This is a genomic window from Roseomonas sp. F4 (assembly GCF_053891155.1).
The window spans coordinates 934,530-959,228 of the sequence record NZ_JBSSHK010000002.1 but is presented as its reverse complement, the minus strand read 5'-3'; the positions used below and the strand labels follow the sequence as shown (position 1 = coordinate 959,228).

Below are 24,699 nucleotides of genomic sequence, written 5' to 3'. Positions count from 1 at the left end.
ATACTCGCTGGCAGACAGCCCGCGAGACCCCCATGCCGCTCCCCCGCGCGACCACCCTCCTGCTCGGCCTGCCCCTGCTGACGGCGGTGAGCATGGCGACGCTGACGGCCTGCGATGGCGAGGCCTCGGCCCCGCCGCCCGCCGCCGAGGCCATGCCGCCCCGGCCGGTCCAGGTGGCGGAGGTGCGGCTTTCCTCCGGCGAGGCCGCCTCCGCCCATACCGGTGTGGTCCGCGCGAGGCGGGAGGTGGAGCTGGGCTTCCGGACCGGCGGGCGGATTGTCAGCCGGTCGGTGGAGGTGGGTCAGGCGGTGGCGGCCGGCCAGGTCCTGGCGCTGCTCGACCCCGCCGACCTCGCCTTGTCGCTGCGTGCGGCGGAGGCCGACCTGGCCTCGGCCGAGGCGCAGGCACGGCAGGCGCGCAATGACGCGACGCGGTCGCGGTCGCTTCTCGCCGCCGGCCATGTCGCCGCCGCCTATGACGACCAGCGCGTCGCCGCCGATCGCGCGGCGGCGGAGCGGGTCGCCTCGGCCCAGGCAGCGCTGCAACTGGCGCGCAACCGCCTGTCCTACGCCACGCTGCGCGCCGCCGGGCCGGGCGTGGTGACCGCCCTGCTGGCAGAGGCCGGGCAGGTGGTGACGGAGGGCCAGGCGGTGCTGCGCCTGGCCGATCCGGCGGAGCGCGAATTGCAGGTGGCTGTGCCGGAATCGGCCTTGCCCGACCTCGCCCGGTCCCATGCCGAGGTGCGCTTCTGGGCGCGGCCCGATGTCACGCTGCCGGCCACCTTGCGGGAGGTGGCGCCCCAGGCCGATGCCACGCTGCGCACCTATGCCGTGCGCTTCGCCCTGGCAGAGGCGCCAGACTGGGTGGCGCTGGGCATGACCGGCACGGTGCGGCTGACGCGCCCCGGCGTGGCCTCCGCCAGCCTGCCGCTTTCCGCCCTGCATGACCGCGGCCAGGGGCCGATGGTCTGGCGCGTGCTGCCGCAGGGGCTGATCGAGGCGGTGCCCGTCACCGTGCGTGCTCTGGCCGCGCTGACCGCGGAGGTGGAGGGCGGCTTGTCGCCCGGCGATCAGGTGGTGGCGATGGGACCGCAACTGCTCGACCCAGGCCAGCGCGTGCGGGTGGTCCAGAACCGCCTCGCCGCGACGCTGCGCTGAGGGGCGCGCCACCATGGACCGCTTCAACCTCTCCGCCTGGGGCGTGCGCAATGGCGCGCTGACCCTGTTCGCCATGCTGATGCTGGCCGTTCTCGGCACCGGCGCCTATCTGCGGCTGGGCCGGGCGGAGGACCCCTCCTTCACCCTGAAGGTCATGGTGGTCTCCGCCGCCTGGCCGGGCGCCACGGCGGCGGAGATGCAGGCCCAGGTCGCTGACCGCATCGAAAGCCGGCTTCAGGACCTGGCCTATCTCGATACGCTGCAAACCTATGTCCGCCCCGGCAATGCCGTCATCACCATCACGCTGCGCGACACCACGCCGCCGCGGGAAGTGGCGGGGCTCTGGTACCAGGTGCGCAAGAAGGTCGGCGACATCACGCAGAACCTGCCCGAGGGCGTACGCGGGCCGTTCTTCAATGACGAGTATTCGGACGTCTATTCCGCCGTCCTCGCTTTGACGGGCGCGGAGAACCCCGAGCTGGTGCGCCAGGCGGAGCAGATTCGCCTGCGCCTGCTGCGCGTGCCGGGGGTGGAGAAGGTCGCGATCCAGGGCGAGATCGAGCAGCGCATCCATGTCGAGGTCAGCCATGCCCGCCTCGCCACGCTGGGCATCACGCCCAGCGTGATCCTGGACGCGCTGGCCCAGCAGAATCCGGTGGTGCCGGCGGGCGTGGTGGAAACCGGCCCGCTGCGCGTGCATCTGCGCGTCGGCGGCGGGCTGGACGGTTTGGCGGCGATCCGCAACGTGCCGGTCAGCGCCGGCGCCGGCCGCACCGTGCGGCTGGGCGACATCGCCGAGATCTCCCGCGGCCTGGCCGATCCGCCAAGTTCGGCCGTGTATCATGATGGCGCCGAAGCGGTGATGATTTCCGTCGTCAAGCAGCGCGGCTTCAATGTGCTGGCGCTGGGCGAGAGCCTGCGCCTGGCGCTGGCGGAGGTGCGGCGCGACCTGCCGCTCGGCCTGGAATTGCAGATGGTCTCCGACCAGCCGCATATCGTGGCGGAGAGCGTGGCGGAGTTCCTGCAGAAATTCGTCGCGGCGCTGACCGTGGTGCTGGTGATCTCCTTCCTCTCGCTCGGCCTGCGTGCCGGCATCATCGTGGCCCTGTCAGTGCCTCTGACCCTGGCCGCGGTGTTTCTGATGATGCTCTACTGGGGCACGGAGCTGGAGCGGATTTCGCTCGGCGCGCTGATCCTCGCTTTGGGCCTGCTGGTGGATGACGCGATCATCGCCATCGAGGCGATGGTGGTGAAGCTGGAGGAAGGCTGGGACCGCAGCCGCGCCGCCGCCTTCGCCTGGGGCAGCACGGCGGGGCCGATGCTGTCGGGCACGCTGGTAACCATGGCGGGCTTCATCCCGGTGGGTTTCGCGGCCTCCACCTCCGGCGAATATGCGGGCGGCATTTTCTGGGTGGTGGGCGGCGCGCTGCTGGCCTCCTGGCTCGTCGCCGTCTGGTTCACGCCCTGGCTCGGCGTGAAGCTGCTGCCGACACCGAAGCATGTGGTGCATCACGACACGCTCTATGATGGCCGCTTTTACCGGACACTGCGGCGGCTGGTGGCCTGGTGCGTGGATTTCCGCTGGGTCGTACTGGCCGCGACGCTGGCCGTGCTGGTGGCGGGCTTCGCCGGCATGGGGATGACCAAGAAGCAGTTCTTCCCCACCTCCGCCCGGCTGGAATTGCTGGTGGACGTCAATCTGCGCCAGGGCGCCAGCTTCGACGCGACCCGGCAGGCGGTGGAACGCGTGGCGGCGGAGCTGGACGGCGACACCGACGCGATGATGTCCACGGCCTATCTCGGCGCTGGCGCGCCCCGTTTCTTCCTGGCGCTGAATCCCGACCTGCCCAATGAGGCCTTCGGCAAGCTGGTGATCCAGGCACGTGACGTGCCGGCCCGCGAAAGACTGCGGGAGAAGCTGATCGCCTTCGCCGAATCCGGCGCGGTGCCGGAGGCGCGCATCCGCGTCTCCCGCCTCGATTTCGGGCCGCCCGTCGGCTTCCCCGTGCAGTTCCGCGTCGTCGGCGGCCAGCCCGATGCGCTGCGCCAGGCGGCGGAGGAGGTGATGGCGGCGCTGCGCGCCATGCCGGGCACGCGCGACGTGCAGCTTGCCTGGGGCGAGCGCGCGCCGTCCCTTCGGCTGGTGCTGGATGAGGACCGTGTGGCGCAGCTCGGCCTCAGCCCTAGGGCCGTGGCGCAGTCGATGCAGGCGCTGGTCTCCGGTGTCACCGCCACGCAGCTGCGGGAGGGTTCGCGGCTGGTCGATGTGGTGCTGCGCGCCCCTGCGGTGGAGCGGCTCGGCCTCGCCGACCTGCGGGACCTGACCCTGGTGACCAGCGCCGGCCCGGTGCCGCTCGGCCAGGTGGCGCGGCTGGAGCCGGTGATGGAGGAGCCGATCCTGTGGCGCCGCAACCGGGAGGCCTTCCTGACCGTGCGCGCCGATGTGGCACCCGGCCTGCAACCGCCCGATGTGACGGCCGCCGCCCTGCCGCGGATCAACGAAATCGCGGCGCGGCTGCCGGTGGGCATGCGCATCGAGACGGGCGGCGCGGCGGAGGAATCCGGCAAGGCCAATGCCAGCCTCTTCGCCCTGTTCCCGGCGATGGTCGCGGTGATGCTGCTGATCCTGATGATCCAGCTGCGGCACTTCGGGCAGGTGGCGCTGGTGGTGGCGACGGCGCCGCTGGGCATTCCCGGCGCGGCAGCGGCGCTGCTGTTGATGGACATGCCCTTCGGCTTCGTCGCACTGCTTGGCGTGATCGCGCTGGCCGGGATGGTGATGCGCAACACGCTGATCCTCGTGGATCAGGTGCGCCAGGATGTGGAGGCGGGAATGCCGCTGCGCCAGGCGATCATCGAAAGCAGCGTGCGCCGCGCGCGGCCGGTGGTGCTGACGGCACTGGCGGCGGTGCTGGCCTTCGTGCCGCTGACGCTCTCCGTCTTCTGGGGGCCGATGGCGGTGGCGATGATCGGCGGGCTGCTGCTGGGCACGGTGGCGACGCTGCTGGTGGTGCCGGCGCTGAACGGCCTGGCGCTCGGGCGTGGGACGCGGAAGACGAAGGTTCCGGCGGGCGCCTTCGCGCCCGCCGAATAGAGCTACGCCACCCGTTGCAGCAGGCGCCCGGCGGGCGTCTCGCTGGCGCCGGCAGCGTGGGTATAGACGGACTGGCCGTTCACCCAGGTTTCCACAATGCCATCGGCCACCTGGCGCGGCTCGGTGAAGGTGGCGCGGTCGCGCACCGTGGCGGCGTCGAACAGCACGAGGTCGGCGAAGGCGCCTTCGCGCAGCACGCCGCGGTCGGGGATGCCGAAGATGGCGGCGGTGCGGCCCGTCATCTTGTGGACGGCGGTCTCCAGGTCGAAGAGTCCAAGCTCCCGGCAATACTGCCCCAGCACCCGCGGAAAGGTGCCCCAGAGGCGCGGATGTGGATGCTTGGCCAGTGGCCCGCCATCGCTGCCGACCATCGACAGGCGATGCGCCAGGATGCGGCGCACATCCTCCTCCGCCATGTTGTGGAAGACACCGCCGCCGGGCGTCAGGCGCTGCGCCGCCTCCTCCAGCGTCACGCCCCATTCCTGCGCGATGTCGGACAATGCGCGGCCCGCCATTTCGGGATGCGGGACGGAGGTCGTCACTGTCACCGGGACATCCGGCCGCGGCTTGCGCGCGGCGAGCGAGGTGGAGGAGGCGGTGTAGGGATAGACGTCGAAGGCGACCTGATACTCCGCCGCATGCTTCTCGATCAGCGGCAGCGTCTCCACCGACCGGCCGTGGTTTTCCGGCTGGGCGCATTTGTGATGGCTGATGATGACCGGTGCGCCGACCGATTTGCCGATGCGCAGCGTCTCCTCGATGCTGTCAAGCACATGATCGGCCTCGTCACGCATATGCGTGACATACAGGCCCTTGTGCTCGCGCAGCGCCTCCGCCACCGCGATCACCTCCTCGGTCGGGGCAGCCTTGCTGGGCGGGTAGAACAGGCCGGTGGAGAAGCCGGCGGCGCCTTCCGAAAGGGCCTGGGCGAGTTGCTTGCGCATCCGCTCCGCCTCCTTGTCCGTCGCCGGGCGGCCGGTGTCGCGGCCCATGGCACCGACGCGCAGCGACATATGGCCGATCAGCGCCAGCGTATTGACCGAAGACGGCGTGGTGCGCAGGCGCTCCGCATAGGCGCCAAAGCTGTCAAAGATCCACCATTCGGGGGCGCAGACGCCGTCCAGCGGGGCGGGCGGGCGTTCGCTCATCGTCACGGGCGACAGGCTGATGCCGCAATTACCGACCACCACCGTGGTGACGCCTTGGCTGGTCTTGCACAGCATGCAGGCCGGGCCGCAGAGCACCGCCTGGTCGTCATGCGTATGCGCATCGATGAAGCCGGGGGCCACCACGCGGCCTTCCGCCATCACCTCGCGGTCTGCGGACATGCCGGACAGGTCGCCGATGCCGGCGATGCGGTCGCCCTTCACTGCGACATCGCCGCGTCGGCGCGGGCCGCCCGTGCCGTCGATGATGGTGGCGTCACGAAGGATCAGATCGCAGCGGAGGGTCATGAGCACAGCTTCCTTGGCCGTTCACGCAGCATGGCGCCGCTTTGCGGATGACGAAACCCCCTTCCCCACCCACAAACTCCTCCGGCATGCTGCGCCGCGTCGCCGCCAGGAGAGTCCAGCCCATGCCCAGCCGCCGTCAATTCCTCGGCACCGCCGGGGCGATCCTGGCCGCCCCGCGCCTGGTCAGCGCGCAGGGTGCCGCCAGCCGCACGCTGCGCTTCGTGCCGCAGGCGGATCTGACGGTGCTGGACCCGATCTACAACACCGCGACGGTGACACTGACGCATGGCGCCATGGTGTTCGACACGCTCTATGCGTTGGATGCCGCATTCAATGTGCAGCCGCAGATGGTCGAGGGCCACATCATCGAGAATGACGGCCTGCAATGGACCCTGACCCTGCGCGAGGGCCTGCGCTTCCATGATGGGGAGCCGGTGCGCGGCCGCGATTGCGTCGCCAGCATCCGCCGCTGGGGCGCGCGGGACATGTTCGGGCAGGAGCTGCTGGCCGCGATCGACGAGCTGACGGCACCCGATGATCGTACCATCCGCTTCCGCCTGAAACGCCCCTTCCCGCTGCTGCCGCAGGCGTTGGGCAAGGTGACGGCGCCACTGCCGGCGATGATGCCCGAACGCCTGGCGCTGACCGATCCCTCCCGCGCCGTGACCGAGATGATCGGCAGCGGGCCCTTCCGCTTCAATGCGGCGGAGCGGGTTTCCGGCGTGCGCGTGGTCTATGACAAGTTCGACGGCTATGTGCCGCGCCAGGGCGCGCCGAGCCGCGCCGCCGGCGCGAAGATCGCGCATATGGACCGCATCGAGTGGCACATCCTGCCCGACCCGGCGACGGCCGCCGCCGCCTTGCAGCAGAATGAGGTGGATTGGCTGGAATATGCGCCGAACGACCTGCTGCCGATCCTGCGCCGCGCCCGCAACGTGCAGGTGAAGGTGACGGAGGACAGCAGCATCAGCATCCTGCGCTTCAACCACCTGCATCCGCCCTTCGACAATCCCGCCATCCGCCGCGCCCTGATCGGCGCGCTGGACCAGTCCGCCTATATGACCGCCGCCTTCAGCGAGGACCGCAACCTGTGGCGCACCGGCGTCGGCGTGTTCCTGCCGAACACGCCAATGGCGAACGATGCCGGCATCGCCGCGCTGGAAGGCCCGCGGGATTATGAGCGGGTGAAGCAGGACCTGATCGCCGCCGGCTACAAGGGCGAGAAGGTGGTGGTGCTGCAGCCGATGGACCTCGCCTTCCTGAAGGTCATGGCGGATGTGGCGGTCGATATGTTCCGCCGCGTCGGCGTGAATGCGGAGGCCTTCTCCGCCGACTGGGGCACCATCGTGCAGCGGCGTGGGTCGCGGGAGCCATCCGATCGCGGCGGCTGGAACGTCTTCATCTCCGGCTTCAGCGCGGCGGGGCTGCTCGACCCCGTGGCCAATCTCGGCCTGCGCGCCAATGGGCCGCGCGCCTGGTTCGGCTGGCCCAGCAGCCCCGATCTGGAACGGCTGCGGCAGGAATGGATGGCCGCGCCCGACGTGCCTGCGCAGCAAGCCAAGGCGCGGGAGCTTCAGACGCAGTTCTGGCAGGACGTGCCCTATCTGCCGCTGGGCGAATATTTCCGGATCATCGCGCATCAACGCAACCTGGCGGACATTCCCGTTGGCATGTCGAACTTCACCGGGGTGCGGCGAATCTGACGTGCCGCATCTGCTGCTGGTCGGCGGCGGCCATGCGCATGTGGAGGTGCTGCGGCAATGGGCCGAGCGCCCCCTGCCCGGCTGGCGCGTGACCCTGCTGACGCGGGAATGGATGTCACCCTATTCGGGCATGCTGCCCGGGGTCATCGCCGGGCTTTATGCGCCGCAGGAGGCGCTGATCGACATCACCGCGCTGGCGGCGCGCTGCGATGCGGCGCTGATCCTGGACCGGGCCACCGGCATCGACCCGGCGCGGCAGTGCCTGCGGCGCGCCCAGGGGGCGGATGTGGCCTGGGACCTGCTGTCGATCGACACCGGCGCGACGCCGGATACCGCCCGCACACCGGGGGCGGCGGAGCATGCGCTGCCGCTGAAGCCGATCGACGCCCTGCTGCCGCGGCTGCGCGGCATCTTTCACGAGGCGCGGCCCGGACAGCGCATCGCCGTGGTCGGCGCCGGAGCGGCGGGGGTGGAGGTGGCCTTGGCGCTGGCGGTGCGGCTGGAGGCGGAGATCACGCTGGTGGCCGGCGCTTCCGGCCTGCTGCCCGGCTTTCCGGATCGGCTGCGACGCCGGGTGACGAAAGCCCTGGCGGCCCGGAAGGTGATGCTACGCGCGGCGGCGGATGTCGCCTCCGTTGAGGCCGGGGAACTGCACTTCGCGGACGCGCCCCCGCTGACGGCGGATGCGATCATCTGGGCCACCGGCGCCGCCGCGGCGCCCTGGCTGGCGGATACCGGGCTGGCACGGGATACGCGCGGCTTCCTGCGCGTCGATGCCTGCCTGCGGGCGGAGGGGCACAGCCATATCTTCGCGGCCGGGGACGTGGCGAGCTTTGGCGCGGGGCTGCCCAAGGCGGGGGTATTCGCCGTGCGCCAAGGGCCGGTGCTGGCGGCCAATCTGCGGGCCGTGGCCCGGGGCCGCCCCCCCCGCCCCTATCGCCCGCAGCGCGACTATCTGCGGCTGCTGTCGCTGGCCGATGGCACCGCGCTGGGCACCCGCAACGGGCTGGTCTTCGGCGGGCGGTGGGTCTGGTGGCTGAAGGACCGGCTGGATCGCGGCTTCATGGCCCGCTACCAGGGCTGAGAATCGCCGCCAGGGCCGGGGAAAGGCCGATGGTCTCCACCGGACCATGCGGGATCAGCCCGGCGCCGCCCTGGCCGAGCGCCGCAACGGCCGCGCGCACGCCTTCCTCCACCGAGCACAGCACAGGCACCGGCATCATGGGTGCCAGCCGGGAGGCCAGACCGGCGAGGCCGGCGCCGCCCAGGATCACCACCTCCGCTCTATCCTGCGCCACACAGGCGCGGCAGGTCTCGGCCAGCAGGGCCAGGGCGCCTTCCGGGTCGCGGGCGATCTCACCGCCGGTCGGCGCCACGGTCCGCACGCCAGTGAGCTGTCCGCCATAGCCGCGCGCGGCAAAAAACTCCTCCAGCATCGGCTTCCAGGCCGCGCCGCCAGTGACCACGCCGAAGCGGCGACCCTGGGCGGCGGCGGCGCTGGCATCGGCCAGGCCGAGCACCGGCACGGGCGCCAATTCGCGCAGTGCGTCGAGGCCCGGATCGCCGAAGCAGCCGATCAGCACGCCATCCGCCCCTGCACCGTGCTCAGCATAGGCGTCGATCGCCGCATGGGCGGCGATGGCGGAGCTGGCGCGGCTGGCGATGTAGCGGGCGCCGAAACGGCCGGTGGCGCCCTGGATCGTCACGCCGGGCGGGGCCAGGTCGCGGGCGATGGCGACCAGCCGGTCGGTGATGGATTCGGTGGTATTGGCGTTGATGAGCAGCAGTTTCATGGGTCGATGCTTCGCGCGGATCACGCGGGATGGCCAGGGGGTGTCAGGCGCCGATCTCATCCAGCAGCGCGTTCAGCCGACCGCTGCGCCGAATGGCGCGGGCGGTATTGTGGTCGTGTGATTCCACCTGCTCCACCAGGACGCCCGGCAGATCCTCGACATGGCGCGCATGCAGGCTATCCAGCGCCTCGCCGGCCGAGACGAAGAGCTGATGGCGGGAGCGCCCGCCGGCCAGCGTCTGCCGCAGGTCCAGATAGCCGGGGGTGGTGGTGCTGGCATGCGTCTCCCGCACTTTTGCCAGCCAGCGAAAATCCTTCCAGGCGCGGCGATGCGCGGTGGTGATGGTGGTCTGCGGTGCGGTGGCGATGGAGCCGGTCAGGCCACAAAGTTCAGCGAACAGCATGGCGGCGTAGCCCCCCATGCTGTGGCCCATGGTGTAGCTGCGGCTGTGGCGGGCCGTATAATCCGCCAGGCGCGCGGCCGTCTCGGGAATATCACCCGCCAGCCCATGCACGCCGGAATGGTACCAGTGCTGCAACCGATCCCGCAGGAAGAGGCAGGCGATGCGGCGGTCCCGCAGCGTGCGGACGAATTCGAACCGCGGCTGTGCGAGCGCGGTGCTGCCGGCGGCACCGGGGATGCCGAAGCTGGAGAAGACGATGACCAGCGCCTCCCCTTCCGGAGCGTATTCGAAATCCGTCTCCTCCATGCCGCGTCAGTGATGCCGGCGGCGGCCTGCTGTCAAGGTGGAACGTTTCAGGTCAGATCGCCGCAGCCCGCATACCAGTCCAGGATCTCACGCGCCTGAAGAAAGGCGATGCCCGGCATGGCGGCGAGGTCGTCCAGCATCGCCTCCAGTGCCGCGATGCGGTGCGGCACGCCGGTGATATAGGGGTGGATGGCGATGCACATCACGCGCGGCGTGGTGGTGGCTTCCGCCAGCAGCCGCGCGGCGTGCAGCCGGGCACGGCGGGGCAGTTCCTGCTCGTCATGGTGCTGGATCATCACCACGGGAATGTCGTTCAGCTCGACGCTGTAGGGCATGGTGAAGATCGGGCCGTGCGCCGTCTCCAGCCGACAGGGCAGGTCGTCCACCACCCAATCGGCGCAATAGCGCAGCCCGGCCTCGGCCAGCAGATCGGCGGTTTCCAACGTCTCGGTCAGCCCCGGGCCAAGCCAGCCGAGCGGCGGCGCGCCGGTGCAGTCCTGGATCGCCTGGATGGTCTGGCGGATCATCGCCCGCTGGTCCGGCACCTTATGGGTCGGCACCTGCACATGGCCGTGCCCCATGAAGTCCCACCCGGCCTCATGCGCCGCCTGGGCCACGCGCGGATAGGCGGTGCAGACGGAGCCGTTGACGGAGAGCGTCGGCCGGATGCCCCGATTCTGGAAAGCTTCGAGAAAACGCCAGAAGCCGACACGCATGCCGTATTCGTGCCAGCCCCAATTGGCGATATCCGGCAGCAAAGCGGCGCCAGTCGGGGCCACGAGAACCTGGCGCGGCATCGGGTTGTCGATCAGCCAGTTCTCGACATTCACCACCGGCCAGACGGCGACCTTGGCGCCATTGGGCAAGGCGGAAGGCGGGCGATCCGAAGGGGTCGCGTAGCGCAGGCGTTGTTCGGGCCGCATCAGGCCGCCTTCTTCGCATGGTGGGAATGCAGCCGCGCACCCAGTTCGCGTCGCACCTCGTTGAATTCCGGGGAGGCGACATCGCGCGGGCGCGACAATTCCACCTGATGCGCGCTGGCGATGCGGCCGGGGCCCGGCTCCATCACCACCACGCGGTCAGACAGGAAGATCGCTTCCTCGATGGAATGCGTGACGAACAGCACGGTCAGGCCCGTACGCTGCCATAGCTCCAGCAATTCGTCCTGGAGCCGCTCGCGCGTCATCGCATCCAGCGCGCCGAAGGGCTCATCCATCAGCACCACCTCGGCGTCATTGGCCAGCACGCGCGCGATGGCGACGCGCTGCTTCATGCCGCCGGAGAGCTGGTGCGGATAGGCATCGGCGAAGCGGCTGAGGCCGATCAGGGAGATGAAGCGCTCGACGGTATCGCGCACTTCCGCCTTGGGGCGGCCACGGCTGGCCGGGCCGAAGCCGATGTTTTCGCGGACGCTGAGCCAGGGGAACAACCCGTAATCCTGGAAGACCATGCCCCGATCCGGCGCAGGCCCCGTGATCGGCTTGCCCCACATCAGGGCCTGGCCCGCAGTCGGGGCTTCAAAGCCCGCGACAATTCGTAAAAGTGTGGATTTGCCGCAGCCGGAGGCGCCGATCAGGCAGACGAATTCGCCCTTCTTCACGGTGAGGTTCGCATCGCGCAGCGCCTCGATGCGGCTGTCGTTCAGGATGTAGGTCTTGCCCACGCCCTGGATGTCGAGGATCGGGATCTCAGCCATGGTGGGAGGGGCTCCAGCGCAGCAGCCGGTTCATCAGCATCACGACCACGCGGTCCGAGATGAAGCCGGCGATGCCGATGACGATCATGCCGCAGATGACGAGCTCGGTCCGCGACAGCGTGCGGCCATCCATGATGACGGCGCCAAGGCCCTGGGGTACGCCCGTCATCTCGCCAACCACGATGACGAACCAGGCAAGGCCGAGGCCGAGGCGCAGGCCGGTGAAGATGGAGGGCAGCGCCGCCGGCAGCACAACGCGAAAGAACTGCGCATTGCCGCGGCAGCCGAGCATCGAGGCTGCCTCGAACAGACGGGGCTCGACATTCTTCACGCCGAAGATGGTGTTCAGCAGGATCGGGTAGAAGGCGCCCAGGAACACCAGGAAGAAGGCGGATCGCGCGCCCAGGCCGAAGAGGATCATGGACAGCGGCAGCCAGGCGGTGACCGGGATCGGCCGCATCAGCTGCAGAAACGGATCCAGCAGCTGCCGCACGAAGGCGTTGCGGCCGATCAGCAGACCGAGCGGAATGGCGACCAGCGCCGCCAGCACGAAGCCGCCATAGACCCGGCTGGCGGAGGCCAGAAGGTGGATGTGCAGCGTGGCGGAAAAGGCATCATCCCAGATGCCCCCCACCGCGAAATCCACCATATATTCGGCGACTTCGGCCGGGGACGGGATCAGCCGCGTCATTCCTGCCGCCACCGCCCAATGCCAGCCGAGCAGCAGCAGCAGCGGCACGATCAGGGAGAGCAGCACCGGCCGGACGCGTCGCCACAGCCGCAGCGCCGGCAGGGGCCGCGCCGCGGGCGCCTGTGCAAGGGTCACGTCCGACATGATGCTGCCCTTCCAGGTCAGGCGGTGGCGATGGCGTTGGAGAAGGAGGGATTGAGGAAGGTGTCGAAGTTCGGCAGGCGGCGGATCTGCCGCAGTTCCAGCATTTGCTGGGCATAGGTGCGGGACTGGCGCAGCACCGTGTCGTCCAGCTTCCAGATGTATTCGACATTGCCGGCACCCAGCGCCTGTTCCACGGCTGCGCGCGGGGCACCCAGGACGCGCACGGTGGCCTCCGCCACCTCGGCCGGATTGGCCTTCATGTAGTCGCTGGCCTGGCGGTGGATGTTCAGCATGGTGCGAACCAGCGCCGGGTCGGATTTGATGAGATCCTCGCTGGTGCCGAAGATCATGTTCAGCCCGCCCATGGCGGTGCCGTAGGGGTATTCCACCAGCTGCCCGACGCCGGAGGAGATGGACAGGCCTGGCCCGGGCTCGGCGCCGACATAGGCGTCGATATCGCCGCGCGACAGCATGGCGTGCATCTCGCCGAAGGGCACGCGGACGGGGGTGATGTCGCGGACCGACATGCCGGATTCACGCAGGCGTTCCAGGATGAAGACCTCCTGCGTCGAGCCGGGCCAGATGCCGATGCGCTTGCCGCGCAGATCGGCCAGGGCGCGCAGATCACTGCCCGCCTTGCTGACCACGCCCATGCCCTTGTTGCAGAAGGCGCCGACGACGACGACAGGTTCACCCGCCGCGGCACCCAGCGTGGCGGCGGCGATGCCGAAGCCGCCGCAGGCGACGGAGCCGGTGACAACGGCGTTCTTGCCATCGGTCGGGCTGTCGAAGGTTATGATCTCGATGGTCAGGCCGGCGGGGGCGAAGCGCTGGTAGAAATGCGGCGTCATCGAATGGATCAGGCGCAGCGAGCCCATCTTCACCGTGCGCGCGGCCTGCGCGTTGGCGATATGGGGCGTAGCCAAGGCGGCGGCGGAGGCGGCGAGCAGGTGGCGACGACGGATCATGATGAGCTCTCCCTGTTTCATGCGGCGTTGGGTCAAGCGGGGGCGAGGCTGGCGATGAAGGCGCGCCAGCCCCCGAAGCGGGTGATGTCCTCAGCCCCGTGCAGCCCCTCGGGCTCCACGAGAAAGCCCTTGGGCGTGGTGCCATCGGCCAGGCGCAGCGTGCCGATGCAGAGCGGCGCGGGAATGCCGGCGACGAAGCGGCCAAAGCCGTCCTCGGTCAGTGCCCAGACCTCCGTGGCAATGGCGGCGCCACTATCCGCGGCGACACGGAGAAGGCCGGGGCGGCGCGGAGGGCCGCCGGCGAGCGCGAAAAGGCGATAGCAGGGCTGGGTGGCGACCACGCGCAGCATGCGGCCGCCCTGCCCCATCAGCTCCGCGTTCAGCGCCATGCCGGAGAGATGCGCGCCGACGACGCAGATCTCGATCATTTCGAAAAACTCCGCATCAGGGCGGCGCCGGTGGCGGCGAGCGCCGCGTCGCTGGCGCGCGGGCCGATCAGCGTGACGCCGAAGGGCAGGCCATCCGGCCGCAAGGGCGCCGGCACGGCCAGCGCGGCAAGGTCCAGCAAATTGACAAAATTGGTATAGGTGCCGAGCCGGGCATTCGGTCCGATCGGGTCGGCCTCCAGCTCCGCCAGCGTCGGGAAGTTGGGCGCGGTCGGTACCAGCAGCGCGTCCATATGCGCCCAGGCGGGCAGGGTCGCGAGGCGCAGCGCCGCGAGGCGGTGCAGGCCCGCAAAGGCATCCATGGCGGTGAAGCGCGCAGCGCCCGCCAGGATGCGCTGCGTCACCGGATGCATCGCCGCGCGCGGCACAAGATGGCCGAAGGCGGCGTCGCGTTCGGCGACGAAGGCGCCCTCATACAGAAGCCGCGCGGTCTCCAGGAAGGGCGAGAGGTCGATCTCCGCCAGAACCACATCGCCCGGCAGCCGTGCCAGCGCCGCATCCCAGGCGGCGCGCTGCTCGGCACCATCCAGCTGCAGATCGGCGGCACGCGGAATGCCGAGCCGGGTCAGCGGGGCGCCCGGCGTGCCGAGGGTGATGGGGCGCGACCAGGGGTCCCGCGCATCCGCCCCCGCCATCACCGCATAGCCGGCCCAGGCATCGGCGATGCTGTGGGCGAAGAAGGAAATGCAGTCGAGGCTCGGGCAGGCCGGCACCACGCCGCGCGAGGGGATCGCGCCCACCGAGGGCTTCAGCCCCACAAGCCCGTTCAGCGCCGCCGGCACCCGCCCCGATCCGGCCGTGTCTGTGCCCAGGGCCAGCATGGCCAGGCCCTGTGCCACGGCGACGGCGGAGCCGGAGGAGGAACCGCCCGGGACGCGGTCCGGCGCGCAGGCATTGCGTGGGATGGGATGCGGCGTGCGAACGCCGACCAGCCCGGTGGCGAACTGGTCCAGATTGGTCTTGCCGACGATCAGCGCGCCCGCCGCGACCAGCCGCGCCACCGCTGGCGCGCTCTCCTCGGGAAGGTAGGAAAAATCCGGGCAGGCGGCCGTGGTCGGCATGCCGGCGACGTCGATATTGTCCTTCACCGCCACCGGCACGCCCCAGAGCGGGAAGCGCGCCGGGTCGAAGGGTGGCAGGGCGGCGGCGGCCGCGGCCAGTTCCGCCGCGCTGGGGCGGTGCAGGAAAATGCCGGGATCGGCCAGCGCATCATGCCGAGCGGACAGCTCCGCCAACAGCGCGGCCGGGGTGAAGCCCCCGGCATAGGCAGCGTGCAGCGCGGCGATGGTGCGGGGGAGGACCGGCGCGGTCATGGGCGGAAGGGCTGGGTCATCGCGCTTTGGTAAGCAAACTGCGTGCCGTCCGCGGCACTGTTTCAGATCAGTGCTTTAGTGACCCTACTCCCGCCCCATGTATGCAATACCGCGTTAAAAACGGCGTTTTGCCTAAATTCTACGCAGCATCCGGTCGACGAAGCGCGGTGGCCATCGCCGACCAGGTCTGTTCCGTCAGCCCGATATGCGTGCGGATTCGCGCCGCGGCGCCGGCCGCATCGCCACGCTGAATCGCCGTGACGATGTCCCCATGCTCCTCATGCGACCGCCGCAGACGGTCCGGCGCCTCCAACTGTGCGGCGCGGAAGGGAGCCAGCCGGCGGCGTGTGGCGGTGGCGATCTCGGTCAGATAGCCGTTATGGGCGCCGAGATAGAGCAGATGGTGGAAGGTGACATTGGCGGCGCGATAGGCCGCGACATCGCCGGCCCGCATCATGGCCGCCATCGCCGCATGCTGGCGTTCCAGCCCGCGCCGCTGGTTCGGCGTCATCGCCAGCGCGGCCAGCGCCGCCGCCATCGCCTCCAGCTCCGCCATCACCAGGAACATGTCCCTCAGCTGCGTCGCATCGGGAATCGCCACCACGGCGCCGCGGCGCGGCGCGACCTGCACCAGGCCGGTGGGGGCCAATTGGCGCAGCGCCTCCCGCACCGGGGTGCGGCTGCTGCCAAAGGCCTTGGCCAGGCCGACCTCGTCCAGCGGCGTGCCGGGCCTCAGGCGCCCCGACACGATCTCCTCCGCGAGGCTGGCGGCGATCGTCTCGCCCCTTGTGGGGCGCGGCGCGGGGGACTCGGCGGGGGTCGTCCGGCGGGGCATCACGCGGTTGTGCCGCCTGGGAAGGCCCTGCGTCCAGGCCCGGGATGCGCCGGCGGATTGTCTCGTCTGCCGAAATGGCTTCCGATGCCTGCCTGGGAGAAACGAAGATGAGCGGCACCGTAAGCCTGCCAACCGATCCGCTGTTCGCCGACCAATGGTACCTTTACCAGGGCGGCCGACCGGGGGTGGATATCAACGTGCTGCCCGCCTGGGCCGACTACACGGGGCGCGGCGTGAAGATCGGCGTGGTGGACACCACGATCGAGGCCACCCACCCGGACCTGGCACCCAATTACGACGCCTCCCTGGAACTGCCCGACGACCCGCTGCGCGTGCCGGATAGCGGCTCCATCCACGCGACGGCGACCGCGGGCCTGATCGCCGCGGCGCGCAATGGCCTGGGCATCGTCGGTGTCGCCTATGAGGCCAGCATCACCCAGATGCCCGTCCTCGCCAGCGGCATCGCCATGCACGGCCAGGCGCGGATCGAGGAAGTCTTCTCCCTGCTGAAGAATTTCGACGTCGCCGCCCAGGTCTGGGCGCTGAGCTGGCCTTTCACCGGCGGCCCGACGAATCGCGAATGGGCCGGTATGCATGCGGGGCTGGTGGCCTCGGTTGAGGAAGGGCGCGGCGGGCTTGGCACCGTCTCTGTCGCCAGCTCGGGCAATGACCGTTTCACCAATTCCTATATCGACGCCAACATGACCGGGCTGACCGCGAGCCGTCACGTGATCAGCGTCGGCGCGGTGGGGCGGGACGGGATGGTCAGCAGCTATTCCAATCCCGCGGCCACGCTGCTGGTGGTCGCCCCCTCCTCCGCCAGCCTCTATGGCGACATCACGACGACGGACCGCACCGGCGCCGAAGGCAGCAGCCTGGGCGACTGGACATCCAGCTTCGGCGGCACCTCCACCAGCGGACCGCTGGTCGCGGGCGTCGCGGCCCTGATCCTGGAGGCCAATCCCGAACTGGGCTGGCGCGACGTGCAGGCCATCCTGGCGCTCAGCGCCCGGCATACCGGCCACGAGATCGGCGGGGCGATGTCCCACCCCGAGCGCAATCCCTGGCGCATCACCCATGCCGAGGACTGGAATGGCGGCGGGATGCATTTTTCCAACGACTACGGCTTCGGCCTGGTCGATGCCCGCGCCGCGGTGCGGCTGGCGGAAAGCTGGCAGCCGGCGGCTCGGACCTCCGCCAATGAGGTCGCCGTCTCCGCGCCTCGCTGGACGGGAAACCTGCTGGTGCCGGACCATGATCCGGCAGGGCTGAGCTTCACCTTCACCATCGCCGACGACATCCGGGTGGAACGCATCGCGCTGTATGTGGACCTGACCTCCGGCATAGCATCCCAGGTCGATATCCGGCTGTATTCGCCGGATGGCACGCGGGCGGATCTGGCGCCGAATGCCGGGGATAACGCCGTCTACAAGCCCTGGACCTTCGGTGCCAACAGCTTCCTGGGGGAAGGCGCGGCGGGCACCTGGCGCGTGGAAATCCGCGACGAAAGGGCCGGCGCGCCGATGACGGTGCGAGAGCTGGCGCTGACCGTCTATGGCGCCGCCGAAAGCGACGACGACCAGTACATCCATACGGACGAATTCGCCCGCTTCGCGTCGGAGGATAGGCGCAACCTGTTGCAGGACGCGGCCGGCCACGACGTGCTGAACGCCGCCGCCGTCACCGGTGCCATGGTGATCGACCTGCGCCCGGGCGCCCAAAGCCGCATCGCCGGGCAGAGCCTGACCATCGATGCGGCGACGCTGATCGAGGATGCCATCGGCGGCGATGGCAACGACGTCCTGCGCGGCCATGTCGGCGCCAATCTGCTGATGGGTGCGCGCGGCAAGGACCGACTGATCGGTCTCGGCGGGGCCGACACGCTGCTGGGCGGCGATGGCGACGACATCCTGACCGGCGGCGCCGGCGCGGATCTGATGATCGGCGGCGCCGGGCTGGACCGGGTGACCTACAACACCCAGGTGCGGCTGGACCTGCTCACGCCCGAACTGTCGACCGGGGAGGCGCGCGGCGACGTGCTGCAGGAGATCGAGCAGATCTGGGGCTCCACTTACGCCGACACACTGGCGGGCGGCAACGCGGCGGATGTCCTGCTGGGGGAGGCCGGCGATGACTGGCTGTTCGGCCGCGACGGTGTGGACCGGCTGATGGGCGGCGACGGCGACGACCGGCTGGTGGGTGGTGCCGGGACGGATGCGCTGACCGGAGGCGCCGGGCGGGACATCTTCGTGATGGAGGCGCCGGGCGCGCGGATGGACCGCATCCTGGACTTCACCAGCGGTGAGGACCGTATCCTGCTGACCGGCATCGGCCTGCCGGAGGGTCGGCTGGCCAAGGTGCGCTTCGGCTATGTGGGGGAGGAGCCGGGCACCCACCGCATCCTGTATGACCGCGACACCGGCCTTCTGTCGCATGACGTCGATGGCGGCGGCCCGGCCGCTCCCGTGGCCTTGGCCATGCTGGTGGGCGCGCCGAGCCTGCTAATCAGCGACCTGCTGATCGGCTGACTCCGATCAGCGGAAGGGATAGGCGTACATCAAGCCGCCACGGCGCCAGAGGTCCGACAGGCCGCGGTCCAGGCCGATGGCGGAGCCGTCACCCAGGTTACGGTCGAAAATCTCGCCGTAATGGCCGACCTGGCGGATCGCCTCCGCCGCCCAGGTGTCGGCCAGGCCCAGCGCGGCGCCAAGGCCGGGGTCGAGGCCGATCAGGAAGCGCACCTCGGGATTGTCCGATTGCAGCGCGGCTTCGAGCGTGCTGCTCGCCACTTCCAGCTCCTCCGCCGCCACCAGGGCCTGAAGGGTCCAGGTGACGATCTTGCGCCAGGCCTCGTCGCCACCGCGCACGAAGGGGGTCAGGGGCTCACGGCTCAGCCGTTCCGGCAGCAGGATGGCGGCGGCGGGGTCGGGAAGCTCGGTCACGCGCAGCGTCGCCAGCGCGGCGGCATCCGCCGTCACAGCATCGCAGGCGCCGCCACGGAAACCTTCGAGCAGCGCCGGCCCGCCCGTGCTGTTGGGCACCGGGATCACGGTGATGCCGGCGCGGCGGGCGGCATCCCGCAGGATCGCCTGGCTGGCATCCGTGGTCGCGACGCAGACGCGCTTGCCATCCAGCTGGGCGAGGTTGCCGATATTGGCATCGGCGCGCACCAGCAGCCCCTGCCCATCATAGAGCAGAACGCCGACCGGGGTGACGCGCTGCCCGGCATCGCGCATGGCGGTGGCGGTCAGGTTGCTGGACAGGACCTCCACCCGGCCTTCCGCCAGATTGGCCATGGCCGCGTCGATGGAGCCGGCGGTGACGAAGGCCACCTTCTCGGCATCGCCGAGTACCGCGGCGGCGGCGGCCCGACAGAAATCCGCATCCAGCCCGCGCATCACACCCTGCGCGTCGGGGGCCGAAAAACCGGGAAGCTGGCCGAAGACGCCGCAGCGCAATTCGCCGCGCTGGCGCACCGCCTCCAGGGTCTGGGCCGGCGCCGCGCCAGCGGCACCGAACAGCATCAGAAGGCCAAGGAGGCAGCGGCGCATGGCGGAGGTCCGATCGAGGAAGGGGCGCGGCATGGGATCAGCAACCGGAGACGGCGATGCGGCAGACGATGCCGGAGCCCGGACGCTCGGCGATCCGGCAATCCTGCAAGGCCTGGGCCTCCGCCTGCTCGCGGGTCTGGCCGGCGCCGGCTGCGCTGCTGCGCAGCTGGGCGGGATTGCCGCTGACCGCCTGGGCCAGGGCGCCGCAGGCATTGGGGAATTCCCGCGCGATCCGGCACTGGTTGCGGCCCACCAAGGCCTCGCAGGCGCGGATTGCCTGCATGCTGGCGGCAAGCCGGTCGGCCTGGCCGCTGGTGAAGCCATAGGCGGTGGAGGGCGGTTCCGCCGTGTAGATGAAACCGAAGCGGCCGCGCACCGCGCTGGACGTGCCACGCAGCGCGGGTGCTGAGGCCTGGATCGTGCCCCCCTCCGCACAGCGTCGCAGGCAGGCATTGGTGAGCGCCCCTGGCTGCGTCTGACAGGCCTGGCGGCAGGATTGCGGTGTGGCGGAGGGGCTGGGTGACGTCGCCAGGCGCTGCGGCGGCGGGGCGCCGGCGCCAAGTGGCTGGAAGCAGGCGCCGGCGGCCGGGCCGCTGGTCAGCCCGCAGGGAAACAGCCGTGGCGCGCTCCAGCGCTGCGCCGGCAAGGCGAGGCGCCAGGGCCCGCCATCCCGGCATTGCAGGTCCCAATAGGCGGTGCGGTCGCGGCCCATGCCGGCGGCGAATAGGTTGGAGACCTCCGCGCAGGCCACGCCATTGGTGCGCAGCAGGCTGCGCAGCGCGTCACGCTGCCCGCTGACGCTCCGCGCCAGCATCGCGTCATGGGTGGGATTGCCGGTCTGCGCCTGCGCCGGCGCGGCCCATAGCGCGCCGAGGAGGCCGAGCAACCCGGACAGTGCCAGCACGGCCAAACGCATCATCGGACTCCCCTATCCCAGGACAAGGTGTCGCTCGTCGTTACGGCAGGCGCAAGTCCCGAAAATGCGCCATGACGCCCCCGCATGACGCGGCCCTCTCGCCTGATGCAGGGCATGATACACTGTGCGTATTCTGTGCCGGATCTGGGATGGCGGGGATGGCGGCGGGTTGTGGCGCCATTTCCATTGCAAGCGGCACGCGCAAAGCCTCGCCTCTTGTCGCCGCCTCGCCCAGCGGGCACCGCGGATGCTATAGGCGGCGGGCGATGCAGACGGAGCGGACGGCATGAAGACGCGCGCGGCAGTGGCCTGGGCGGCGGGCAAGCCCCTTTCGGTGACGGAAGTGGAAATCGGCGGCCCCAAGGCGGGGGAAGTCCTGATGGAGGTGAAGGCCACCGGCCTGTGCCATACGGACCTCTACACCCTGTCCGGCGCGGATCCCGAGGGGCTGTTCCCCTCCATTCTGGGCCATGAGGGCGCCGGAATCGTGCGCGAGGTCGGCGCGGGCGTCACCAGCCTGAAGCCGGGCGACCATGTGATCCCGCTCTACACGCCGGAATGCCGGCAGTGCAAAACCTGCCTCAGCCAACGCTCCAACCTCTGCACCGCCATCCGCGGCACGCAGGGCAAGGGCGTGATGCCGGACGGCACCAGCCGCTTCAGCTGCGAGGGCAGCCCGGTGATGCACTACATGGGCTGCTCCACCTTCGCCAACTACACGATCCTGCCGGAGATCGCGCTGGCCAAGGTTCGCGAAGACGCGCCCTTCGAGAAGATCTGCTACATCGGCTGCGGCGTGACGACCGGCATCGGCGCCGTCATCAATACGGCCAAGGTCTGGCCGGGCGCCAATGTGGCGGTGTTCGGGCTGGGCGGCATCGGGCTGAACGTGATCCAGGGCGCCCGCATGGTCGGCGCCGACAAGATCATCGGCATCGACCTGAATGATGGGCGGGAGGAAATGGCCCGGAAGTTCGGCATGACCGACTTCATCAACCCGAACAAGATCGGCCACGACAAGGTGGTACAGGCGATCGTCGACCTGACCGGCGGCGGCGCCGATTTTTCGTTCGAATGCATCGGCAATGTGAAGGTGATGCGCCAGGCGCTGGAATGCACCCATCGCGGCTGGGGCGAATCCATCATCATCGGCGTGGCCGGCGCAGGGCAGGAGATTGCCACCCGGCCCTTCCAGCTGGTCACCGGCCGGTCCTGGCGCGGCACGGCCTTTGGCGGTGCGCGCGGGCGAACCGACGTGCCGAAGATCGTCGATTGGTACATGGAGGGGAAGATCGACATCGACAGCCTCATCACCCATGTGATGCCACTGGATGAGATCAACCATGGCTTCGAGCTGATGGAACGCGGCGAGTCCATTCGTTCGGTGGTGGTGTACTGAGGGATCGATGCTGAGGCTGACCGAACTCAAACTGCCGCTGGACCACCCGGAAGGGGCGGTCCGGCAGGCACTTTGCGCGGCGCTCGGGCTACGGGCGGAGGCGGTGCGCGACGTCACCATCGCCCGCCGCGCCTGGGATGCGCGCAAGCGGTCAGCCATTCTGCTGGTCTATTCCGTCGACTTTTGTGTGGATGACGAGGGGGCGCTTCTGCGCCGCGCGGCGTCGGACAAGGTGCTGGCGCGCACGCTGATCCGCACGCCGGACACCAGCTACCGCCCCGTCGCCCAGGCCCCTGCCCGCCTGCCGCAGCGCCCCGTGGTGATCGGCACCGGACCCTGCGGCATCTTCGCGGCCCTGATCCTGGCGGAGATGGGGTTCCGGCCGATCATTCTCGACCGCGGCAAGGTGGTGCGGGAGCGTACCAAGGACACCTGGGCGCTGTGGCGCCGCAACCAGCTTACGCCCGAAAGCAACGTCCAGTTCGGCGAGGGCGGCGCTGGCACGTTTTCGGATGGAAAGCTGTGGTCCGGCATCAAGGACCCACAGCATCTCGGCCGGAAGGTGCTGACCGAGTTCGTGCAGGCGGGCGCGCCTGAAGAGATCCTCTATGTCGCGAAGCCGCATATCGGCACCTTCCGGCTGGTGACGATGGTCGAAAGCCTGCGCGCCAAGATCGAGGCGCTGGGCGGCGAATACCGCTTCGGCACCAAGGTGGTGGATTTCCTGGTCGAGACAGGGCGCGACGGCCAACGCCGCATGCGCGGCGTGGTGACGGAAGCGGGTGAGACGATCGAGACCCAGCATGTGGTGCTCGCCATCGGCCATTCGGCGCGCGACACCTTTTTCCAGTTGCACGCCGCTGGCGTCTTCCTGGAAGCCAAGCCGTTTTCCATCGGCGTGCGGATCGAGCATCCGCAGTCGATCATCGACCGGGCACGCTTCGGCAATTTTGCGGGCAACCCGATCCTCGGCGCGGCGGATTACAAGCTGGTGCATCACTGCGCGAATGGGCGCAGCGTCTATTCCTTCTGCATGTGCCCGGGCGGCACCGTCGTGGCCGCGGCGAGCGAGCCGGGGCGGCTGGTGACAAACGGGATGAGCCAGTATTCGCGGGCGGAGCGCAATGCCAATGCCGGCATCGTCGTCGGCATCACGCCGGAGGTGGATTTTCCCGACGGCCCGCTCGCCGGCATCGCCCTGCAGCGACAGCTTGAGGAGAAGGCCTTCATCGCCGGCGGCAGCAATTACTGCGCGCCGGCACAGCTTGTCGGCGACTTCCTGGCCGGCCGCGCCTCGCAAAGCCTTGGCGCGGTCGTGCCGAGCTACAAGCCGGGCGTGACCCCGACCGACCTCGCCACCTGCCTGCCGGATTTCGCCGTGGCCGCGATGCGGGAAGCCCTGCCCGCCTTCGGCAAGCAGATCCGCGGCTTCGACATGGCGGAGGCCGCGATGACCGGCGTCGAGACGCGCACCTCCTCCCCGCTCCGCATCCGCCGCGATGCCAGCTTCCGCAGCGTTAATACGCTGGGCCTGTACCCGGCCGGCGAAGGCGCGGGCTATGCGGGCGGCATCTTCTCCGCCGGCGTTGACGGCATCCGCGTGGCGGAGGCCGTGGGGCGCGACATGGCCGGGCTGGCCGAAGCCGCGTGACCCATTTCGATGTGGTGGTGCTGGGCGCCGGGGCGGCGGGGCTGTTCGCCGCCATGCGTGCCGGGCAGCGTGGGCGGCGCGTGCTGCTGCTGGACCACGCCGAGGAGCCGGGGAAGAAGATTCTGATCAGCGGCGGCGGGCGCTGCAATTTCACCAATACCGGCTGCGTGCCGGATCGCTTCCTCTCCGCCAATCGCCACTTCGCCCGATCGGCGCTGGCGCGCTACACGCAGCATGATTTTGTCGGGCTGGTGAAGAAGCACGGCATCGCCTTTCACGAAAAGACGCTGGGCCAATTGTTCTGCGACGGCTCCGCGCGGGCGATCGTCGCCATGCTGCTGGCGGAATGCGCGGCCGCGGGGGTCGATCTGCGGCTGGCGCATCGGATCACCGATGTTTCGCGGGATGACCGCTTCCGTGTGACCACGGATCGTGGCGGCTTCACGGCGGATAGTCTGGTGCTGGCAACCGGCGGTCTTTCCATCCCGAAAATGGGCGCCACCGGCTTCGCGCATGATGTGGCGCGGCGTTTTGGTCTGGCGCTGGTGCCGCCCCGCCCCGGCCTGGTGCCGCTGACCTTTGGCGGCGAGGATCTGGAGCTGATGCAGCCCCTGTCGGGCGTGGCGCTGGACAGCATCGCCAAGGCCGGCAAGGCCGGGTTCCGGGAGGCGCTGCTGTTCACCCATCGCGGCCTGTCCGGCCCGGCGATCCTTCAGGCCTCGTCCTACTGGCAGCCCGGCGAGGCCATCACGCTCGACCTGCTGCCGGAGCGTGACGCCACTGCACTGCTTCTGGCCGGTAAGCGGGCGCGGCCGAAGGCGGAGCCGAAGACCGTGCTGGGCGAATTCCTGCCGTCCCGCCTCGCCCAGGCCCTGGCGGCCCGGCACCTGCCACCGCGGGTGATCGGCGAAGTGGGGGACGCGCCGTTGAAGGCGCTGGGCACCTTGTTGAAGGGGTGGCGCCTGCAACCTTCGGGGAGCGAGGGTTACGCCAAGGCAGAGGTGACGCTCGGCGGCGTCGACACAGCCGCCCTGTCCTCTCAGACCATGGCGGCCAAGGACGTGCCGGGCCTCTTCGTGGTGGGGGAGGCGGTGGATGTGACCGGCTGGCTTGGCGGCTATAATTTCCAATGGGCCTGGTCGAGCGGCTGGGTCGCGGGCGAAGCCGCCTAGACACAAA

Annotated in this window: 20 protein-coding genes; 8 read left to right on the top strand and 12 right to left on the bottom strand. The window is 69.9% G+C overall.

Annotated elements, in window-relative coordinates:
* The first annotated feature begins 32 nt into the window (after nucleotides 1-32).
* Together ACVFYP_RS11940 and ACVFYP_RS11935 are read left to right on the top strand one after the other, a co-directional pair.
* Complete coding sequence (locus tag ACVFYP_RS11940; RefSeq protein ID WP_499200390.1) at nucleotides 33-1,157, top strand: efflux RND transporter periplasmic adaptor subunit; 1,125 nt, start codon at nucleotides 33-35, stop codon at nucleotides 1,155-1,157.
* 13 nt (nucleotides 1,158-1,170) lie between these two features.
* Nucleotides 1,171-4,251 carry an efflux RND transporter permease subunit gene (locus tag ACVFYP_RS11935; protein ID WP_499200389.1) on the top strand — a complete coding sequence of 1,027 codons (3,081 nt, stop codon included), beginning with the start codon at nucleotides 1,171-1,173 and terminating at the stop codon, nucleotides 4,249-4,251.
* A 2-nt stretch (nucleotides 4,252-4,253) separates the two neighbouring features.
* Here ACVFYP_RS11935 and ACVFYP_RS11930 read toward each other — a convergent pair whose 3' ends face one another.
* Nucleotides 4,254-5,705 (bottom strand): N-acyl-D-amino-acid deacylase family protein, encoded by a 1,452-nt coding sequence (locus tag ACVFYP_RS11930; RefSeq protein ID WP_499200388.1) that lies wholly within the window; start codon nucleotides 5,703-5,705, stop codon nucleotides 4,254-4,256.
* 122 nt (nucleotides 5,706-5,827) lie between these two features.
* Here ACVFYP_RS11930 and ACVFYP_RS11925 point away from each other — a divergent pair, with 122 nt between their 5' ends.
* Both ACVFYP_RS11925 and ACVFYP_RS11920 read left to right on the top strand, forming a co-directional pair.
* A complete protein-coding gene (locus ACVFYP_RS11925) occupies nucleotides 5,828-7,408 on the top strand; it encodes an ABC transporter substrate-binding protein (RefSeq protein WP_499200387.1) in 1,581 nt (526 codons plus the stop codon).
* Between the two features lies 1 nt (nucleotide 7,409).
* Complete coding sequence (locus ACVFYP_RS11920; protein ID WP_499200386.1) at nucleotides 7,410-8,492, top strand: FAD-dependent oxidoreductase; 1,083 nt, start codon at nucleotides 7,410-7,412, stop codon at nucleotides 8,490-8,492.
* Here the strand turns inward: ACVFYP_RS11920 and ACVFYP_RS11915 are convergent.
* The 9 genes from ACVFYP_RS11915 to ACVFYP_RS11875 all read right to left on the bottom strand — a co-directional run bounded on the left by ACVFYP_RS11915 (nucleotide 8,470) and on the right by ACVFYP_RS11875 (nucleotide 16,003).
* Nucleotides 8,470-9,201 carry an aspartate/glutamate racemase family protein gene (locus ACVFYP_RS11915; protein ID WP_499200385.1) on the bottom strand — a complete coding sequence of 244 codons (732 nt, stop codon included), beginning with the start codon at nucleotides 9,199-9,201 and terminating at the stop codon, nucleotides 8,470-8,472. The genes ACVFYP_RS11920 and ACVFYP_RS11915 overlap by 23 nt on opposite strands.
* A gap of 43 nt (nucleotides 9,202-9,244) precedes the next feature.
* The gene (locus ACVFYP_RS11910; protein WP_499200384.1) at nucleotides 9,245-9,910 is read right to left on the bottom strand and encodes a hypothetical protein; all 666 of its coding nucleotides are present in this window, start codon (nucleotides 9,908-9,910) and stop codon (nucleotides 9,245-9,247) included.
* Nucleotides 9,911-9,957: 47 nt separating this feature from the next.
* Entirely contained in the window at nucleotides 9,958-10,833 is an 876-nt protein-coding gene (locus ACVFYP_RS11905) for a polysaccharide deacetylase family protein (RefSeq protein WP_499200383.1), read from the bottom strand.
* On the bottom strand, nucleotides 10,833-11,606 hold the full coding sequence (locus ACVFYP_RS11900; protein WP_499200382.1) for an ABC transporter ATP-binding protein: 774 nt from the start codon (nucleotides 11,604-11,606) through the stop codon (nucleotides 10,833-10,835). The genes ACVFYP_RS11905 and ACVFYP_RS11900 overlap by 1 nt, the downstream gene beginning before the upstream one ends.
* On the bottom strand, nucleotides 11,599-12,441 hold the full coding sequence (locus ACVFYP_RS11895; protein WP_499200381.1) for an ABC transporter permease: 843 nt from the start codon (nucleotides 12,439-12,441) through the stop codon (nucleotides 11,599-11,601). The genes ACVFYP_RS11900 and ACVFYP_RS11895 overlap by 8 nt, the downstream gene beginning before the upstream one ends.
* Nucleotides 12,442-12,458: 17 nt before the next feature.
* A complete protein-coding gene (locus ACVFYP_RS11890) occupies nucleotides 12,459-13,409 on the bottom strand; it encodes an ABC transporter substrate-binding protein (protein ID WP_499200380.1) in 951 nt (316 codons plus the stop codon).
* A gap of 32 nt (nucleotides 13,410-13,441) precedes the next feature.
* Nucleotides 13,442-13,837: an allophanate hydrolase-related protein gene (locus ACVFYP_RS11885; protein WP_499200379.1), complete on the bottom strand. Its 396-nt coding sequence runs from the start codon at nucleotides 13,835-13,837 to the stop codon at nucleotides 13,442-13,444.
* Nucleotides 13,834-15,168, bottom strand: a complete 1,335-nt coding sequence (gene atzF / locus ACVFYP_RS11880) for an allophanate hydrolase (protein WP_499200378.1) — start codon at nucleotides 15,166-15,168, stop codon at nucleotides 13,834-13,836. The genes ACVFYP_RS11885 and atzF overlap by 4 nt, the downstream gene beginning before the upstream one ends.
* 139 nt (nucleotides 15,169-15,307) lie before the next feature.
* On the bottom strand, nucleotides 15,308-16,003 hold the full coding sequence (locus ACVFYP_RS11875) for a GntR family transcriptional regulator (protein WP_499200377.1): 696 nt from the start codon (nucleotides 16,001-16,003) through the stop codon (nucleotides 15,308-15,310).
* Between the two features lie 107 nt (nucleotides 16,004-16,110).
* Between ACVFYP_RS11875 and ACVFYP_RS11870 the strand changes: the two genes are divergently transcribed.
* Nucleotides 16,111-18,531, top strand: coding sequence for a S8 family serine peptidase (locus tag ACVFYP_RS11870; RefSeq protein WP_499200376.1), 2,421 nt, complete (start codon nucleotides 16,111-16,113; stop codon nucleotides 18,529-18,531).
* Between the two features lie 6 nt (nucleotides 18,532-18,537).
* Here ACVFYP_RS11870 and ACVFYP_RS11865 read toward each other — a convergent pair whose 3' ends face one another.
* Complete coding sequence (locus ACVFYP_RS11865; protein WP_499200375.1) at nucleotides 18,538-19,554, bottom strand: transporter substrate-binding domain-containing protein; 1,017 nt, start codon at nucleotides 19,552-19,554, stop codon at nucleotides 18,538-18,540.
* Nucleotides 19,555-19,591: 37 nt separating this feature from the next.
* Nucleotides 19,592-20,473 carry a DUF4189 domain-containing protein gene (locus ACVFYP_RS11860; RefSeq protein WP_499200374.1) on the bottom strand — a complete coding sequence of 294 codons (882 nt, stop codon included), beginning with the start codon at nucleotides 20,471-20,473 and terminating at the stop codon, nucleotides 19,592-19,594.
* A gap of 283 nt (nucleotides 20,474-20,756) precedes the next feature.
* Between ACVFYP_RS11860 and ACVFYP_RS11855 the strand changes: the two genes are divergently transcribed.
* From ACVFYP_RS11855 to ACVFYP_RS11845, 3 genes are read left to right on the top strand one after another with little or no spacing between them, the layout of a single operon-like run.
* Nucleotides 20,757-21,869, top strand: coding sequence for an S-(hydroxymethyl)glutathione dehydrogenase/class III alcohol dehydrogenase (locus tag ACVFYP_RS11855; protein WP_499200373.1), 1,113 nt, complete (start codon nucleotides 20,757-20,759; stop codon nucleotides 21,867-21,869).
* A gap of 7 nt (nucleotides 21,870-21,876) precedes the next feature.
* On the top strand, nucleotides 21,877-23,520 hold the full coding sequence (locus ACVFYP_RS11850) for an NAD(P)/FAD-dependent oxidoreductase (RefSeq protein ID WP_499200372.1): 1,644 nt from the start codon (nucleotides 21,877-21,879) through the stop codon (nucleotides 23,518-23,520).
* Nucleotides 23,517-24,692: a BaiN/RdsA family NAD(P)/FAD-dependent oxidoreductase gene (locus ACVFYP_RS11845; protein WP_499200371.1), complete on the top strand. Its 1,176-nt coding sequence runs from the start codon at nucleotides 23,517-23,519 to the stop codon at nucleotides 24,690-24,692. Before ACVFYP_RS11850 ends, ACVFYP_RS11845 begins: the two co-directional genes overlap by 4 nt.
* The last annotated feature ends 7 nt before the right edge of the window (nucleotides 24,693-24,699 follow it).

Coding starts and splice junctions, on each gene's coding strand:
- ACVFYP_RS11935 (WP_499200389.1), top strand. CDS start 1,171: ATGGACCGCTTCAACCTCTCCGCCTGGGGCGTGCGCAATGGCGCGCTG.
- ACVFYP_RS11865 (WP_499200375.1), bottom strand. CDS start 19,554: ATGCGCCGCTGCCTCCTTGGCCTTCTGATGCTGTTCGGTGCCGCTGGC.
- ACVFYP_RS11875 (WP_499200377.1), bottom strand. CDS start 16,003: ATGCCCCGCCGGACGACCCCCGCCGAGTCCCCCGCGCCGCGCCCCACA.
- ACVFYP_RS11855 (WP_499200373.1), top strand. CDS start 20,757: ATGAAGACGCGCGCGGCAGTGGCCTGGGCGGCGGGCAAGCCCCTTTCG.
- ACVFYP_RS11905 (WP_499200383.1), bottom strand. CDS start 10,833: ATGCGGCCCGAACAACGCCTGCGCTACGCGACCCCTTCGGATCGCCCG.
- ACVFYP_RS11940 (WP_499200390.1), top strand. CDS start 33: ATGCCGCTCCCCCGCGCGACCACCCTCCTGCTCGGCCTGCCCCTGCTG.
- ACVFYP_RS11885 (WP_499200379.1), bottom strand. CDS start 13,837: ATGATCGAGATCTGCGTCGTCGGCGCGCATCTCTCCGGCATGGCGCTG.
- ACVFYP_RS11930 (WP_499200388.1), bottom strand. CDS start 5,705: ATGACCCTCCGCTGCGATCTGATCCTTCGTGACGCCACCATCATCGAC.
- ACVFYP_RS11870 (WP_499200376.1), top strand. CDS start 16,111: ATGAGCGGCACCGTAAGCCTGCCAACCGATCCGCTGTTCGCCGACCAA.
- ACVFYP_RS11925 (WP_499200387.1), top strand. CDS start 5,828: ATGCCCAGCCGCCGTCAATTCCTCGGCACCGCCGGGGCGATCCTGGCC.
- atzF (WP_499200378.1), bottom strand. CDS start 15,168: ATGACCGCGCCGGTCCTCCCCCGCACCATCGCCGCGCTGCACGCTGCC.
- ACVFYP_RS11900 (WP_499200382.1), bottom strand. CDS start 11,606: ATGGCTGAGATCCCGATCCTCGACATCCAGGGCGTGGGCAAGACCTAC.
- ACVFYP_RS11890 (WP_499200380.1), bottom strand. CDS start 13,409: ATGATCCGTCGTCGCCACCTGCTCGCCGCCTCCGCCGCCGCCTTGGCT.
- ACVFYP_RS11915 (WP_499200385.1), bottom strand. CDS start 9,201: ATGAAACTGCTGCTCATCAACGCCAATACCACCGAATCCATCACCGAC.
- ACVFYP_RS11895 (WP_499200381.1), bottom strand. CDS start 12,441: ATGTCGGACGTGACCCTTGCACAGGCGCCCGCGGCGCGGCCCCTGCCG.
- ACVFYP_RS11850 (WP_499200372.1), top strand. CDS start 21,877: ATGCTGAGGCTGACCGAACTCAAACTGCCGCTGGACCACCCGGAAGGG.
- ACVFYP_RS11860 (WP_499200374.1), bottom strand. CDS start 20,473: ATGATGCGTTTGGCCGTGCTGGCACTGTCCGGGTTGCTCGGCCTCCTC.
- ACVFYP_RS11910 (WP_499200384.1), bottom strand. CDS start 9,910: ATGGAGGAGACGGATTTCGAATACGCTCCGGAAGGGGAGGCGCTGGTC.